12 protein-coding genes are annotated in these 16,854 nt (G+C 52.8%); 3 read left to right on the forward strand and 9 right to left on the reverse strand.

What is annotated here, in order from left to right; translation table 11 throughout:
- Positions 1 to 126 precede the first annotated feature (126 nt).
- Together OCL06_RS12185 and OCL06_RS12190 are read right to left on the reverse strand one after the other, a co-directional pair.
- Positions 127 to 1,959 (reverse strand): monovalent cation:proton antiporter-2 (CPA2) family protein, encoded by a 1,833-nt coding sequence (locus OCL06_RS12185; RefSeq protein ID WP_262994936.1) that lies wholly within the window; start codon positions 1,957 to 1,959, stop codon positions 127 to 129.
- 173 nt (positions 1,960 to 2,132) lie between these two features.
- Positions 2,133 to 2,711 carry a porin family protein gene (locus OCL06_RS12190; protein ID WP_262994938.1) on the reverse strand — a complete coding sequence of 193 codons (579 nt, stop codon included), beginning with the start codon at positions 2,709 to 2,711 and terminating at the stop codon, positions 2,133 to 2,135.
- Positions 2,712 to 3,125: 414 nt separating this feature from the next.
- Between OCL06_RS12190 and katG the strand changes: the two genes are divergently transcribed.
- On the forward strand, positions 3,126 to 5,426 hold the full coding sequence (gene katG, locus OCL06_RS12195; RefSeq protein ID WP_262994939.1) for a catalase/peroxidase HPI: 2,301 nt from the start codon (positions 3,126 to 3,128) through the stop codon (positions 5,424 to 5,426).
- A gap of 72 nt (positions 5,427 to 5,498) precedes the next feature.
- On the opposite strand, the gene OCL06_RS12200 is transcribed toward katG, so the two are convergent.
- The 5 genes from OCL06_RS12200 to OCL06_RS12220 form a co-directional block, all read right to left on the reverse strand.
- Positions 5,499 to 6,827, reverse strand: coding sequence for a mechanosensitive ion channel family protein (locus OCL06_RS12200; RefSeq protein WP_262994942.1), 1,329 nt, complete (start codon positions 6,825 to 6,827; stop codon positions 5,499 to 5,501).
- Positions 6,828 to 6,935: 108 nt separating this feature from the next.
- Positions 6,936 to 8,204 (reverse strand): ATP-binding protein, encoded by a 1,269-nt coding sequence (locus OCL06_RS12205; RefSeq protein ID WP_262994944.1) that lies wholly within the window; start codon positions 8,202 to 8,204, stop codon positions 6,936 to 6,938.
- 11 nt (positions 8,205 to 8,215) lie between these two features.
- Complete coding sequence (locus OCL06_RS12210) at positions 8,216 to 8,935, reverse strand: response regulator (RefSeq protein ID WP_262994946.1); 720 nt, start codon at positions 8,933 to 8,935, stop codon at positions 8,216 to 8,218.
- Positions 8,920 to 9,300: a DUF3019 domain-containing protein gene (locus OCL06_RS12215; RefSeq protein WP_262994947.1), complete on the reverse strand. Its 381-nt coding sequence runs from the start codon at positions 9,298 to 9,300 to the stop codon at positions 8,920 to 8,922. Before OCL06_RS12215 ends, OCL06_RS12210 begins: the two co-directional genes overlap by 16 nt.
- A gap of 1 nt (position 9,301) precedes the next feature.
- On the reverse strand, positions 9,302 to 10,162 hold the full coding sequence (locus OCL06_RS12220) for a MipA/OmpV family protein (RefSeq protein ID WP_262994949.1): 861 nt from the start codon (positions 10,160 to 10,162) through the stop codon (positions 9,302 to 9,304).
- A gap of 162 nt (positions 10,163 to 10,324) precedes the next feature.
- Between OCL06_RS12220 and OCL06_RS12225 the strand changes: the two genes are divergently transcribed.
- Positions 10,325 to 12,271: a beta-propeller domain-containing protein gene (locus OCL06_RS12225; protein WP_262994951.1), complete on the forward strand. Its 1,947-nt coding sequence runs from the start codon at positions 10,325 to 10,327 to the stop codon at positions 12,269 to 12,271.
- 141 nt (positions 12,272 to 12,412) lie between these two features.
- On the opposite strand, the gene OCL06_RS12230 is transcribed toward OCL06_RS12225, so the two are convergent.
- A complete protein-coding gene (locus tag OCL06_RS12230; protein ID WP_262994953.1) occupies positions 12,413 to 13,402 on the reverse strand; it encodes a M28 family peptidase in 990 nt (329 codons plus the stop codon).
- A 204-nt stretch (positions 13,403 to 13,606) separates the two neighbouring features.
- Positions 13,607 to 14,086: a hypothetical protein gene (locus OCL06_RS12235; protein ID WP_262994955.1), complete on the reverse strand. Its 480-nt coding sequence runs from the start codon at positions 14,084 to 14,086 to the stop codon at positions 13,607 to 13,609.
- Between the two features lie 224 nt (positions 14,087 to 14,310).
- Here OCL06_RS12235 and OCL06_RS12240 point away from each other — a divergent pair, with 224 nt between their 5' ends.
- Positions 14,311 to 16,587 (forward strand): tetratricopeptide repeat protein, encoded by a 2,277-nt coding sequence (locus tag OCL06_RS12240; protein WP_262994957.1) that lies wholly within the window; start codon positions 14,311 to 14,313, stop codon positions 16,585 to 16,587.
- Positions 16,588 to 16,854: the final 267 nt, after the last annotated feature.

Consider the following 16,854-nt stretch of genomic DNA (forward strand, 5'->3'; position numbering starts at 1 on the left):
TGAAATTTGACGTTGCGGGTACGTCATCAAAAACAAACCTAAGTATACCAGCTAATGCTTAACCCCTACCTTAGTATAGGTATCGGCCGCACTGTTTAGTTATAGTAAATAATACCCTTGGTGTGGTTACGGGCGTTTACGTTCGTCACATGTGTTTAGCTTCGCCCTGGCCTTGTTATCTTCCGCCAGCACCTGTTTTAAATCTTCCATGCGTTGCCTGATGGCTACGCCATATGACTCGTCATCGCCCCAAAGATCGGCTAGTTGATGCATGGACTCGATATCGTGCTCCCGGAACAACTCGCCAGCACGCTGGGCGTCTGCATCACTGTTACCCAATAGCTTCAAAGCCTCGACGCCCAGTACCAGCGCAGAGTCGAACATCTCCCGGTTCAGGGAATGCACCTGCATTTTTAACAGTTGATACGCGTGCCGGCGGTCACGGGCACGAGCCGCGATTTTCAGATTAGGGTAATGCTTTTGTGCTAGCTTGACGATTTGCAGGGTTTTATCCGGGTTATCAATTGCAATTACCAGCAACTCAGCATTGGGGGCACCCGCTGCGTCCAGCAACTCTTTGCGCGCGGCGTCGCCATAGTAGACCGTATTGCCGAATCGGCGCAGTAAATCTATCTGGCTGGGACTATGATCCAGCACGCTCACTTCGTAGCCCTGTGCATGCAACAGGCGGCCAATAATCTGACCAAACCGCCCGTAGCCGGCAATGATCACATGCCGGGACTCGCCGATGTCAGCTGGCTTATCGAACGCGGGCTTGGTGTCGCGCTGCCGGCGCTGGAGCTTGTCGTACACCATCAGCAGAAACGGGGTTATTAGCATCGAAATGGCCACCACCAGGGTAGTGATGTCAATTTGTGCGGGTGACAAAATACTGAGTTGACGCGATAACGACAGCAACACGAAGGCAAATTCGCCCCCCTGGGCCAGCGCCAGGGTAAACAACCATTGTTGACGGTTGTTGATATTAAACAGTTTACCCAGGGCGAACAGGACCAGCCCTTTTATGGTAATTAATGCGCCCACCAGCGCCAGAATAAGACCTGCCTTGTCGGCGAACAGCGCAAAATCAATGGAGGCTCCCACGGTGACAAAAAACAGCCCGAGTAACAGCCCCTTGAAGGGTTCAATGTCAGCTTCCAGTTCATGCCTGAATTCGCTTTCTGCCAGTACCACACCCGCCAGAAAGGTGCCCAGCGCGGCAGACAGACCAATTGCCTGCATTAACAGTGCAATGGCAATGACCAAAAATAGCGCGAAGACAGTGAAAATTTCCCGCAGGCGGGTTTTGGCAATGTAGCGGATGATAGGGGATGAAACATATTTTCCGGCCACAATAATTGCCACAATGGCCGCTACCGAAATCGCTACCTGACCCGCGACAGGCCAGTCGTGTACCATTGAGTGACTGGTGGCTTCCATACTCGAACGCGGCTGGAACGAAAGCAGCGGAAGCAGTGCCATAATCGGAATAATAGCAATGTCCTGAAACAACAGTACTGAAAAGCTGTTCTGACCGGCATCCAGCTTCAGCCAGCCCCGCTCTTCTAAGCTTTGAATGACAATCGCGGTGGAAGAGAGCGCCAGCATTAATCCTACAGCCAGCGACGGTTGCCAGGCCATGTCCAATACATAAAAGGCCACCGCAAACAGCAGTAAGGCTGACAGACTGACCTGCAAACCACCCAGCCCCAGAATGGAATGCCGCAGTGCCCATAATCGGGCCGGGCGTAGCTCCAGGCCAATGAGAAACAGCATCATCACCACCCCGAACTCGGCAAAATGCATAACTTCGGTTTGATCGCCCACCAGCGATAATGCAAACGGTCCGATAAGAATTCCCGCCAGCAGATAACCTAATACAGAGCCCAGTCCAAGTCGTTTGGCGAGAGGGACGGCAATCAGCGCGGCACCAAGATAAATTAATGCTTGTTGAAACATAGTCGGCGTACTTTAAGGTGGGGTAATACCAGTTAGCCACGACCTGACCGCAAAGGCAACGGACAATATCAGCCCGCCAGTATTTGTGGACCCAGGACACATGAGTGTGGCCAAATTATAGCAATAAAAAAGCCGGGCAGAACCCGGCTCGGTGTTTCATGCTCAACCTGAAATTAGAAGCGGTATTCTACACCCAGGCTGGCTTGCTTAAGATCTGTTTCGAAGTTGGTATCGTCGATATCCTCGACGGCTTCTTCAGCATCCAGCTCCGCATCATACACAGTGTATTCCGCATTAATACGCAGGTTCTGGGTAACCGCAAAGCTAACGCCACCACCTACGAACAGGCTCTCATCGTCATAATCGCCGCGGAACGTATCCATTTCGTATTCAGTTTCTGACCATAGCTGACCCAGTTTACCGTATACTGACCAGCGATCAGTGATGGGGTACGATCCTCTCAGTGCAAATGTGTAGCCATCTGTAGACGCATTGGCAAAGTCGCTGCCATAGTCGCCAAAGTCAATCATACTACCTTCAACGGCGAAATATTCGTTAAAACGGTAGCCTAATAAACCCTGCCATACATCTTTGTCATCGTCGAATTCGTCTTCACCTTCAACGCGCAGGTAGCCATAGTTACCACCAACGTAAAAGCCTGCTTCATCGATGTTTTCATCGTAGCCCTGAGCGTGTGCGCCGAATGCTGTAAGTGCAACAATACCCGCAATAGTGCTTTTCATGTGCTTCATAATGACTTCCTCTAGTTTTTTGACCATCCCCCCCGAAAAAGACTGAGGGGCCGTAATAAATGTCACAAGGATTAATTCAAGGCGCATGCCAGTCCCACAAACACCAATAATCAGCGAATTTTGAGAAAGACTTTCAGGGTTGGGTAAATTTTCTGCGTAAAAAGAACAAGGTAGTGAAAATTGCTGGTGAGTGGCTATGAAAAAATCTCTGCCCGCGTGAAGCCTTTTCACGGCTGGCGTATCTGCCAGCCGTGGTCGCATCTATTAATCTGCTTTTTCAATTAGGTGTATTGGTTTTACCCGTTATACGAAAAAGCCATCCTGAACTATCTTAACTATACGTTCAGCTGTTAACGAAAAATTAACAATGAGGGCGGCGCAGTGGCTGCTCCTCACTTATACAGGTAACTATTGATGGCAAAATCTATTTTCAGACGTTCATTGGTGTCGGGCTTTGTCGCTTTGGCATTATCCAGTGGTGCTGCCGTGGCAGACGATCAAAAATCCATGAGCAAGCCCGAAAGCGCTAAGGGGATCGGTGTCAGTAAGCCCTTTACGCCTAAGTCCAACGCATTCTGGTGGCCGGACCAACTCGACTTATCTGCACTACGGGATCACGACCGCCGCTCCAACCCGTATGGCGAAGGCTTTGACTACGCAGAAGCGTTTAATCAGCTGGACCTTGAACAGGTGATGACGGATGTGGATGCCCTGCTTACCGACTCTCAGGACTGGTGGCCGGCTGACTGGGGAAATTATGGCCCCTTCTTTATTCGCCTGTCATGGCACAGCGCAGGTACCTACCGGACGCTGGACGGACGGGGAGGCGGTGAAGGGGCACAGATGCGTTTCGATCCGTTAAACAGCTGGCCGGATAACGGCAACCTGGATAAAGCCAAACGCCTGCTTTGGCCCGTTAAACAGAAATATGGTCGGGCGCTCTCCTGGGGTGACCTGATGATCTTGGCAGGCACCGTGGGCATGAAGAACATGGGCTTTGATATTTACGGCTTCGCTGGTGGCCGCACCGACGACTGGGAGCCGGACATGGTGTACTGGGGTCCTGAAGTAGAAATGCTGGCCAGCGACCGGGAAGAACGTGACGGCAAATTACAGCGTCCGCTGGGTGCCACCCACATGGGGCTGATATACGTCAATCCGGAAGGGCCTAAGGGCAAACCCGATCCCATGGGCTCTGCGAAAAATATTCGCACTGCATTCTCGCGGATGGCGATGAATGACGAAGAGACCGTGGCACTGATTGCCGGTGGCCACACATTTGGGAAAATGCACGGTGCGCACAAAGCCGGAGAGTGTCTGGATGTTGAACCCGGCGCGGCCGCAGTAGAAGAGCAGGGACTTGGTTGGAAAAACAAGTGTGGCAAGGGTAATGCGGAAGACACCGTAACCAGTGGATTGGAAGGCGCATGGACACAGGCGCCCACTCGCTGGACGACCTTGTATCTGTCAAACCTGTTAAATAATGAATGGGAACAGACACGCAGCCCGGGCGGTGCAATTATCTGGGTGCCAAAAGACAAGGCGATGCATGAAGCTGTGCCGGACGCCCACGTAAAAGGCAAGAAAAACCCACCGGTCATGACCACGGCAGACCTGGCGCTCAAGTATGATCCCGAGTATCGCAAAATTGCTGAGCGATTCCTGGCTAACCCGGATGCGTATCAGCAGGCTTTTGCCAAAGCCTGGTTTAAACTGACTCACCGGGATATGGGGCCACGTGATCGTTACCTGGGTAATCAGGTGCCGGACGAAAAGTTCCTGTGGCAAGATCCGGTACAGGAGATTGACTATGATTTAGTCACGCCGTCACAGGTAGAAACCCTGAAAGCGGCGATACTAGACACCGACGTCAGTGTTGCCACATTGGTGAAAGCTGCCTGGGGTGCCGCAGCCAGTTTCCGGGCGTCAGACATGCGCGGCGGGGCGACCGGCGGACGCATCCGGCTTGAGCCTCAGGTGAGCTGGGAAGTGAATGACCCCGCTGAACTGAACAAAGTCTTGGCGGCACTGGAAAAAGTACGTAGCAACTTTAACAGTAAGGCCGGAGACACCCAGATTTCCATGGCCGACATAGTGGTGCTGGGCGGTGCCGCAGCCATTGAAAAAGCCGCCGCCGATGCCGGATACGACATTACCGTGCCCTTTACCCCAGGGCGGGCCGATGCGACCGCCGCGCAGACCGATGTGGAGTCGTTTGCGTTGCTGGAGCCATCAGCCGATGCATTCCGGAATTATTTCAACCAAGACACGAGTTATCGCGGGCCGGCAGACATGCTGGTGGATAAAGCCGATCAGCTCAACCTGACCGTGCCTGAAATGACTGCGCTGGTGGGCGGTCTGCGGGTATTGGGGGCGAACACCGGTGGCAGCGAACACGGCGTGTTTACCGATAACCCCGGCCAGCTGTCGAATGACTTCTTCGTCAACCTGGTGGATATGGGCGTGAAATGGCGTAAAACCGATGATGCGTCAGTCTACGAAGGGCTGAACAGAGAAACCGGGGAAGTATTATATACCGCCACCCCTGTGGATCTCATCTTCGGTTCAAACTCGGAGCTACGAGCGGTCACTGAAGTGTATGCTTATGACGGCGCGGAAGAGCAGTTTGTGAATGACTTTGTCGATGCCTGGACTAAGGTAATGTTGTTAGACCGCTTCGATCTACGTCACGATCTGAACGCCAGTATCGAGTAATCAGTTATATGGTGAAACGTAAAAGGCCAGTCGCGAGACTGGCCTTTTTTATGATTGAGTGTTTGTTATCCGTTAATCGGACGTAGTGTTCTTCAACGAAATCGGCTGCTCATTGACGACCCGGACTTCCCGCTGAGGGAAAGGAATTTCTATATTATGTTCACGTAATGTTTCGAAGACCAGTAATAGCAAATCACCACCAACCCGGTTTTTACCGTCGTCAATGCCTTCCATCCAGAACTCGACAAACATGTTCACGCCGGAGTCACCAAAACTGTCTATTTCACAATCCGGTCGCTCTTCAAATGGTACATCATCGCCACTAATAACCTGCGGATGAGTCGCCACAGCCTCGCGAATGATGTCACACATCGCACGAATATCGGTTTTGTAGGCTACCGAAAAGTCAATCCGGTAGCGCTGTTTGGGATCTTTGTGAGTCCAGTTGGTGAGTAACGAACTGATAAATTTTTCATTGGGCACCAGGATGTCTTTACCGTCATAGGTTTCCAGTACCGCGTAGCGCATCTTGAACTCGCGCACGAATCCCTTACTTCCGTCATCCAGCTCTACGTAATCGCCCACGGTGAGTGACCGGTCCAGCAGGATAATGATCCCCGATATAAAGTTGGAGGCGATGGACTGCAAACCTAATCCCAGACCGACACCCACAGCACCACCAAATACCGCCAGCGCTGTCAGATTGATGCCCATGATATTGAGCAGCAACAGGAAACCCACACAGAACAACGCCACCTCAAACAGCTTAACGAAGACTTCTTTGGTAGTGACGTCCAGCTTATGGTGGCGACGAATTAAGTCCTGGCCTACGTTGTTAGAAGCGCGTCCCAGCCAAAACAGCAGGGCTCCAAAAATTAACACCCGGGCAATACCATAAGCAGATATTTGCACGTTGCCGACGGATATAGAGGCTGACTCTAAGGCATCAATTACCGCAGGCAATACGCCCACCAAATGCAGAAATACGATGGGCAGGCCTACCCAGCGCATAAAGAGGCCCACGGTTTCACTGGTGACGAAAGCCCGTACACAGGAGGTCAGGAATAACATCACAGCCACCACCAGTGCGATTTCCAGCAGCCAGGCATTGAACTGGTATTCATCGCCTAATACAGCGGTGAGTTTTAACAGCGTAATAGCAAGAATAGGATAAAAGGTGCCACCAATACGCCAGCCCAGCCACCTCAGGGCATGATCACCTTCAGCGGGTTGCTGACGGGTAACCGAAAGCCGGTTGCGTAAGGTGTTTCCCAACAGCCAGGCAATCAGGTAAATACCCGCAATTAAGCACAACTGCACGATAAACTGCTTACTGAGCACTGCTGCGGCGGCTTGCTGCAAGAATGCGTCCCACTGTTCAAGCAGTGAAGAGAAATCCATTGTAGTACCTTTTTTTGCTGTCTCTGCTGGCGCAGAGAAGGTCGCGGCGAAGTACGCCCTTATCTTGCTGCTGTTTGTACCCTGTAATGTATTAAGGGTAAAGCAAAATCATTGCTTTACCAGTGTGGCAACCGCATCGTCGGATGATGCAGGCGCTGCACGCTTAAACTGCAAGGTTAGTCTGGCGCCTCCTAGCGAGCTGTCAGCGGCACTGCACATGCCGCCATGCCATTGCATTACGCGCCTTACGATGGCCAAACCTAAGCCGGCCCCGCCGCCTTGACGGCTTCGGGCAGGATCTGGCCGGTAAAAAGCATCGAAAACAGCGCTTTTGTGCTCCTCTGGGATGCCTGGTCCGTCATCGTCAACATGCAGTTCAATATGCGTAGTATCGGCCGTAACTACCACCACGACTCGCTCGGTGGCGTGTCTGACGGCATTAGTGAGAAGATTATCCAGCGCCCGGGCCACCAAATGACTATCGGCAATTAATTCGACTTCGTCTCCTGTCACAGTGATGTTGATATCTTTTCTTATTGTCAGGGCATTAATTCGCTGCTGACATAAGGCAATTAGTGGAATGCTTTCTATCAGCAGGTCGGGTTCTAAAACATTCAGGCGGGTAAAATCCAACATTTCCTGAACCAGCGCATCCAGCTCATCGACATCGCTGATCAGATCCTGAACCTGGTCTGCATTCAGGCCTGCGTCAGTGGCCAACGCAAACTTCATTCTGGCCAGCGGTGTCTTAAATTCATGGGTGACGGCGCCGGTCAGTTCGCGCTGATTGTGCAGCAGGGTTTTTACATTCTGGCTCAGTTCGTCTAACGCATAGCTGACCGCATAAAGTGGCGAACTGCGGGAGAGGGCAGGCACGTGCAGACTGCCATCGGTTTCCAGTTTTCTGGTACTTTTAACGAGTTTTCCCAAATCCCGCCAGAGGGGATAAATCCAGACCGCTATCACGACGCCCAGCAAAATAAAGAACAGACTACTGTAAAGCCACCAGTAACCAGACGTATCCTCTGAATAAGAAAAGGTAGCGGTGATGACCTCACTCTTGTGCACGGGGATATAAATCTTCCACTGCTGCTCATAAAACCCGTGGACCAGCTCTCCTCTGGCCAGCGAGGCGCTAACTGAAGGCCCTAAGGCGAGTGACTGAGAGGGAATTTTTTTATGGGGTACCCCGGCCTGGTCCAGCAGCTCAGTGAGAACGCGCGGCTGGTTGCGATGTGCCTGCAGTAGTTTCAGCCAGGCTTGTTCTGACTCATTCAGGGCAGGCTTACTCACAGGAAGTAGCTGTTCCAGACCCACGCTCAGGGTGATGAGGCTAAGGACAATAACCACGTATAAACTGAAAAACAGCCTTGTCATGCTGCTAGCTCCTAGCCCCAGGCATCAGCGACAAAAAAGAAGCCCTTACCCCATATCGTTTTAATACGATAAGGGTTCTGAGCACAGTCCTTTAGTTTTTTGCGCAGTCGTGAAATTCTGACATCGGCCGAGCGATCGAGTCCGTCATACTCACGACCGATAATCTGCTTGTATATCTGTTCGCGGAATACGATTTCTCCGGCGTGAGTGGCAAGCAGATATAACAGGTCAAATTCATGCGTAGTGAGTTCGACCGGGTGGTGGTCAAGCACTACCCGCCTGGCGCGCTTGTCTATATGTAAGTTGCCATAGGTAAGCGAGTCTGTGGTGGTAACCTGCTGGGGAGGAATGCGGCGTAATAATGCCTGAATGCGGGCCAGCAGTAATCGCGGCTCCACGGGTTTAGTAACGTAATCATCGGCGCCGAGCTCGAGTCCGAGAATTTCATCCAGCGGATCGTTCCTCGCCGTCATGAATAACAGTGGGCCCTGGTAAGTATTTCTCAGCGTCTGGCATAAGGCTAGTCCGCTGTCCCCGGGCAACATTATATCCAGTACAATCACAGCCGGAGGTGTGGCGGCTACCACTTCCATCAGCGTGGTGCCGTCAGGCAAAGCTATCACATGAAAATTATTCTTTTCCAGATACTCCGTAACCAGTTGGCGCAGACGAGTGTCGTCTTCAACTAATATTACCGTGGGATGAGGCGTCACGTTCAAAACAAGCTCCATGGTAAGCGCACCCGGCGTCTGGGAGGATGCGATTCAATAACACTGTGCTTGAGGAGGAAGCGTTTATGCAACCGGTTCTGTTTGTCTGTCAGCTCAAACAATACGTCATCGTCAATTGTCAGTGGAAGCTGTATTTTGGGGGAGGTGAAGCAGCCATAGCGCGAGTTGTCTATATTTAAGCAACTGTTACGTATGACGCTTTCAGCAGCATAAAGCCGGACAGTTACCAGGCTTTCGCATACTTCATCGGGCTTCGAGACCACACATTCTCCGGGAATGATCTCCCATTCGATAGCTTGCAGTGAAGTACTGAACGAAAACCCAGCGATCGTGAGAAGAAACAACAACCCTTTATTATTTTTCATATTAAAACCGATACGCTACGCCAGTGAAGACCGAGTAAATCGTGTCTTTGTTGACGATGGGGCTGTCAGTCATACCTGCATGAAGTCGCGTAAAGCCTGCACGGGTGAGAAGCGTCCACTTCGAAGTCAGCGGGTAGCTCCCGTTAATACTTACCCCATACTGAAGCCCGGCCCGGCCTGTATAGGTTAGCTCGCCAGTGGCGGTATCCTGCTCACGGATACCATAATAATAATCAGTGAGCGCTGCGCTCTTCCAGCTTACATGCGGTGACATCGCTATCTGCCATTTTTTCCACTGCGTATAATAACGGTAGGTGAGGGCTGCATGAAAACCGCTATATACACCGCTAATATCTCTTGCTATGGCTAATTGGAGCTGCTGATTACCGGCGTACCATTGCCCCCGGATACCGCCGTCAACAGCCCAGTTTCGACTGGCAATGTCGTCGACTGAAATGGTGGTACTGGGCTCCTGGGGACTATCCGGGGGAGCGTCCGCAGCTAGCGAAGCAGCAGGGATCAGAATGTTACTGGTATGCCAGAAGCTGAAATTGGCTTTCTCGGCATTGGGGGCGACAAACAATTCAATACTAAACGTATCAGTAGGAATGAACTGGTAACCCAATTCCCCATTGTCGAAATAGGCAGCCTCCCCGTACCAGGCAATGTCGGGTAACAAAATATAGGGAATAGCATCGCCGTCCACCAGCGGGTTGGTGCGCCCGCCCAGACCTAATGCCAGGCCCACCTGCCAACTATTGGGCGGAATACAGCCAGAGCCGTCCTCGCAGGCCGGAGCCTCAGCTTGCGCCGGTAAAGGGGACAAAATAATTAACAGAAAGAACAGAAAAAGTATTTTCATGGTTGATCAGCACGTTATATCAGCTACAAGCCTACCAAAAGACGTCAGAGTTAACACCGCCCGATTACAATTGGTCACAAAATCACGCAACTGATAACGCTTTTTTCTTTGCCACTGCATTACGCTATCCGGGTCAAGCAAGTCTATTTCAGGAGAGAAACTATGGCTGTCTCACGCGCAGCGATTACAAACGTGTTGGCTTCGGCAATTGCGATTACCGTGATAGGAACAGGATGTAATGACTCAGGGGAAACCTTACCGGGAGCAACGCCGCCCCCGTTGCAGACACCCCAGGCTATTTCCGGGCAGCTGGAGCAAAAGCCGGGACCCAGTGCGGCATTGTTTATTAAAAATGGTGTTTATTTCAGTTACGAACAGTATCTGGCCAACCCCACGCCGGTTGATGCCACCGCTGGTGAGGTGCCGAGTACCTATTCAGAAACCACCACGCAGGTAGAAGGTATTGATGAACTGGACAGAATAGAGTTTGATGGGACGCACTTTTTTGTCGCGCAAAACATTACTTCGTTATCGGATACCGATGCTTCACAGGTGGTCATTTATCGTCGGGAGGCCGATAACCGGCTGGTAAATACAGCCACGCTTCCTCTCTCCCAGCCTGACAGCACCCTATCCGGTATTTATCTGCATGCTGACGAGGAAGCCGCTATACTTGCGGCGGTCACCCAGCAGCACCAATACTTTATCCAGCCGCTGGCGGTATCGGCACAGGTGGTCAGCGACACTGCCAGCTATTTTTCGGTAGATGTATTCGACGTTTCAGATAAACGTAATGTCAGTCAACCGACCAATATTGAGGTAGATGGAAACCTGTGGGCTAGCCGGCGAATTGATGATGCAGTTTACTTTGTCAGCGACTATATCCCGCCGGTACCGGAGTTATCGACAGACTCGTCGCCTGCTGCGCAGCGTGCCCGCTATAATCAAATTCTGGATATGGCGGACACCAGTTTTTTGCCAGAAGTAAAAGTCAATGGCGTGGCGCAGCGGGTGCTGGCTCTTGATAATTGCTACCTGCCTGCCAATGCCACCGAGCAAGACGGATACGCCCGTATCGTGCAGATCTTAAAGCTGGATCTGTCAGCACCTGCATCATTACAGGCCACTTGCGTGGTGGGTTATGTTTCGTCTTTTCACATGGGCCACGAGGCACTTTATCTTACCGCCGGTGGTACAACCGATACCACCATCCATAAATTTAACCTGTCAGATTCCCCCCGCTATGTGGCGACCGGACAAGTCGCCGGGATAGCCGGTACGCACTCTGCCCACTCTCAGCTGCGGATGAGCGAGCGGGACGGGGTCTTCCGCATCCTCGCCACTCTTACTGAGCCCCAGAATACGCATCACCTCTATACGCTAGAGCAGCAAGGCGAAGAACTGGTTGTTGTAGGCGAATTGCCCAACAGCACCTATCCCACCCCTATCGGCAAACCTGGCGAACAAGTCTACGCAGTCAGATATGTAAAAGATAAAGCGTACGTTGTGACATTTGAAACCATTGACCCATTGTACGTGCTGGATTTGGCGGATCCTGCCGATCCTCGCATGCTGGGTGAGCTCGAAATTCCTGGCTATTCGAGTTATTTACACCCGTTCGGTGACGACTTGTTGCTGGGTGTGGGCCAGCAAGTTGAGTGGCAATCGCCAGGCTCAGGGGGCGACGCTGGCGACCAACTGGTGCCGGTAAGTTCACTGAAGGTCAGTCTCTTCGATGTACGGGATCCGGCTAATCCGCTGGAAATCGACCAGTATACTGCGGAATACAGCTACACCCCGGTAGAGTTCGACTACCGCACCCTGTCGGTGCTCGAAGGTTCGACCCACACCCTGTTTGGCATGCCGGTAGTCAACTGGGGGACCGGCGCAAGCGACAGCCAGCTTCTGGTATTAAATGTGGCACACGGGGAGCAGCGCCCGTTCATGGAAGTAGCCAACACAGTTATACCCACGGCGGCAACAAGCCACTACAGAGTTTGGGATAACCGCAGTGTACTCACTGACACAGGTGTGTATTACCTGCATGGGAACGAACTCTATTACCAGTCGTATGGTGACAGCGAACAGACCTTAGGACCGTTTCACTAGGCCGGCCTTCCAACTTTTACCACTCCCCGGTTCCTGTCAGGGGCGGCGTGTAAATTTAGCTTACCGCCCGGCCCCGCTTGGCGAGGGTGCACAGGCACCCCCGCCTTTTTTATTGCATTTGGCAGGTTATCAATGCAGATCTCAGGGAAACGTTATGGTTGGCAGCGCGTCGTCTAAACGCCTGCTAAGCGCTAACGCAATATCCACCTTACTGAGGAAAAAAGCCTGCCGGATATTAGCCACAGAATCGCTTGGTGTGTGATAGTGGACATGAGTGTCACCGGCCATAAAAATACTGTCGATGCCCACGGCCAGAAAGCTGGCATGATCACTGGTTTTGCGCCAAGTGGGGCGCGCCAGATAGCGGGCATCAGGGCGGTAAAGTCTGGCTGGACTGATGGCTATTCGCGCGTGTGGGACGGCACCTTTAAACTGTCCCAGCCATTCACGCAGCAGGCTGTTGCGCCGGGGCGTAAGAATAAATGCCCGCTGGCTGCGACCGCCGTGCGCCAACATATCCAGGTTCAGATTAAGCTTGATTTGCGACAATGGTACCGGGGCGTTCTCAACCCAGTGCTTTGACCCATACAGGCCCGCTTCTTCGGCGTCGGTGGCGAGAAATATCACACTGTGGCGGGGTGGGCGTGCTGTAAAAGCGCTCGCCACGGCCAGCATAACGGCAACCCCCGAGGCATTATCATCAGCGCCGTTAAAAACCCGGCCACCCCGTATGCCCAAATGGTCGTAATGAGCGGTGATTACCAGGTAAGTCTGAGGATGCCTGGTGCCCCTGATGAGGCCACTGATATTGACCCCGCAGGTTTTGCTCACATCTGGGGTATAGCAGAATGGCTGGCGATAGTCGTCTGTCAGGGGCTCCAGTGCCAGCTCGGTAAAGCGGCGCTGAAGATATTGCTTGGCCGCGTGATGACCCGGGGTGCCCGGCTTACGCCCGCCCATGGCGTTGTCGGCCAGTTGCGTGAGATCGCGCAATGCCTGCTGATGGAGGGGGCTATTGTCTGCGCCTGAAAGGCCGGCGGCGAATGCGCCGGTACTGAACAGCTGCATGGCAATAAGCACAAGCAGGGTGAACAAGCCACAGCGAATAAACTTCGTGGATACGTCATTCATACCAGTAGATGGCTCCGTGAGATACCGGCAAGGTGAAGGGTTTACTTGTCTTTAATTACAGTAAAGATTGCGTGATTGTCTAGTCCGGGTTACGGGTATGCGACGACGGCAAAGTTAAAGATGGGGGCATTGGAAGCTGGCACGGGTGAGGGGGGAACAAATACGGCAGGGGAGGCGACTTCGCTTGCCTCCCGCCAGCTACAATTACTGACTACTGACCAGTAAGTCGCTGTCAGCGACCGCATTCAGGTTCTGCCGAATCAGGCGGTGCTCCTTACTTAGTTGCTGGGCTTTTTCAAGGTCTGCATGGCAGGCGTCTGCGCGATCTGCCAGACAGTAATATACCGCCCGGTTATTGTAGGCAATGGCGCTTCCGGCTGCACTGGCTACCGCGTCGTTGCAAGATTGCTGCGCCGTGCTGAGGTTGCCGGTGGCAATGTGGGCGACACACAGGTTGTTTAATAGCGGTGCCCGGCGGGACGGCGCGGAAGACATATTCAGTGCTGCCAGGGTTTTACGAATACCGGCGACATACTCGCCCGCTTCTATTTCGCGCACGCCATTTACGTCCTCAATACTGGTTTTTAATTTCAGCGCCGGGCCGTCGGCAGCATGGGCCGCAACAGGCAGAATAATTGCAGTCACAATTGATAGGATTAACGAATGTTGACGTAGCTTAGCCATAAGATTTCCTTAAACGTGGTGGCGTAGGGTCGCAGCAGCGCCGGAGCCGTCTTATTATTGACAGACGGGTTGTAAATGCGTTGCCTTGTAAGCGAGTATGGTTAGCACACTCAGCAAGCGCCTGATGGTTGCATAACTAAAAGCTGATGATTTCCTAATGATGGGTTATCTTTATGAAATAAATAGAGATTTTATGTTTGTGTCTGGACGGGTGATAATTGACTATGACCGATAATGCTGAGTCGACGCGCTTTACCATCGGCGAATATCTGGTAAATACCGATGATAATACCGTCACGTTTGACGGCACCGCGAAGCATATTGAGCCAAGAGCGATGCAGGTATTGCAGGTGCTGGCGGCACAGGCAAATAAAACCGTGAATCGCCAGGCGCTGTTAGAGCAGGTGTGGGGAGACCGGGTGGTAGTGGATGAAGCGCTCACCCGTACGATTTCTCAGTTACGCAACGCATTTAATGACAGCAAAAGCCGCGCAGTCATTCAAACTGTACCCAAAAAGGGTTACCGACTTAATGCTGCGGTGCACTGGCATCAGGAGGTCGCAGGACTCGCGCCCCCCGAAGTGGTTGATCCTATTCGCCCTGAACAGGCTGACGTACCGCCACTCACTGATGATGTTATCCCGGCTGACTATGATAGTGGCAAGGGGGGCAAGTGGCGCTGGGGGCTACCGCTCTTAATTGTAATGGCAATTATCGGAGTGGTTGCCTGGTTAGTCCAGTCGTCCGACTCCAGCCTGCTGGACGAGGCGCCGTCAGTGGCTGTGCTGCCGCTAACCAGCGCGGGTGGAGAAGAGAAATCCGAATATCTGGCACAGGGGATCTCCGAGGAACTGGTGACTGCCCTGGGGCGGGTTGGCAATCTGCGGGTACCCTCACGCTACAGCACGCTGGCGAGTGTCAGACAACATACGACGGTGGAAAGCCTCGCTGGGGCGCTGGATGTACGCTTTTTACTGGAAGGCAGTGTGCAGCAGGCAGACGGGCGTTTTCACATCACCGTGCGTCTGATTGATGCGACAAAAGATGCCACCGTGTGGAGCAACACTTACGAAGACGAAAATGCCCACCTGCTGACCATATCCGATACCGTGGCGCAGGATGTACTGACCGTACTGCTGCCGTCTGCCGGTACCGCATCGACGCTGGGTTCCCGCGGGCAGGTGAGTAATGTGGACGCCTATCAGGCGCTGCTGAAAGGTAACTACTGGCTGATGAATGGCAGCACCAGTGACTGGTTTTTGCAGGCTGAAGCGGCATTTAACAAAGCCATTGAAGAAGATCCCGGCTACGCGCGCGCCTACGGTAGTCTGGCGTATATTTACGCACGGTACGATTACCACGACCGGCATCTGGCCCCCGCTAAGGCCAGACAACTGGCACAAACAGCCATCGATACGGCATTAACATTAGACCCCAACGATACGTATGCACATCTGGCCCGGGCGATCCTTGCCACCTCAGCCCAACGGTTCACCGCCGCTGAAAAAGCCCTGCAACAGGTACTGCAACACAGTCCAAGTCATCCGTCCGCGCTGTATCTGTATTCGGAATTGCGGCTGGCGCAAAATCAGTTTGATACCGCGCAGCGGTATGCTGAACTGGCGCTAGAAGCCGACCCGTATTCGCCCTGGATCAATGTTAATCAGGCCATTGTCCATTTCTGGCGAAATGAACTGGATGCGGCGCTTGAGGCGACCGATGCCGCCATTGCCATTGATGAAAAATACACCTGGGCGTATGTGTGGAAAGCAAAGATACTGCATCAGATGGGCAGACTGCCTGAGGCAATTGCGGTGATGCAGGCCAGCCTTAAGCAGGATGCTTCTTCGCCGGTGAATACGGCCTATGCAGGGTTGCTATATCTGGAACTGGGCCTGCCCGACCAGGCGGATGCACTGTTTACTACCACGGCATCGTTACTGGGAGACGGTACGGACGCCAGATTATGGAAAGGGTTTGTTCGTTTTGCCTATCAGCAGCAAAACCCTGATGTGGCCGCGGCGCTGCTGGCCGAGTCAGCCTTGCTGGACAACCGCATCTTCTCACTGGTTCCTGTGCTGGTGAGTGTCTACCGGCAGCTGGGAGAAGAACAAAAAGCCATCGAGGTATTACAACAGCCCTGGCCGCCAGAAACTGCGCCCAAGGTAAATTATCTGAATTTGCACCGTATGGCGGGTATCGCGGCATTACGTGCGGGGGCGGAGATTACGCCAGACCCTGCACCAGTCAGCATACCGCCCGTATTGCTGCCCAAAGTAACCGGGACCTACGCCATGCTTTCCGATTCCGGGAACGCGGCCCAGGCCAGGACATTACTGCGCGAGCAGTTGCAAACGCGATGGGTGCCCTTCATCTGGAGTGCCGGCTCCGGCTGGCGCAGCGAAATGGCTTCGCAGGCGCCCGCGCTGACTGACCCATTGCACACCTTCCTACAGCGCCGCCAGGCAGCCGCTGCAAAGGTGATGAACAGCGAGCATTGAAGTTGGCGCTGGTGGCGAGCCAGCGTGGTACCACCCCATGCGCCTCTTTTTTAAATGCACAAAAAATATGCTAGCCAAGCGGAAATAAGGGTGCTACCATGCGCTCGCCTTTTGAAGGTTCTATTTACATTTGATCATTGCTACATCCGAAAGTCCCTTGTTTGTCCCCTAGCGCGATTCACATTACGACCTCTACTGATTTAGATCTGTTACAAAGCGATAGCCCTTCAGTGCGACCCGGGTTGCGAATGCACCCACAAATTAATT

This window comes from Alteromonas salexigens (assembly GCF_025628895.1).
GTDB classification, from domain to species: Bacteria; Pseudomonadota; Gammaproteobacteria; order Enterobacterales; family Alteromonadaceae; genus Alteromonas; species Alteromonas salexigens.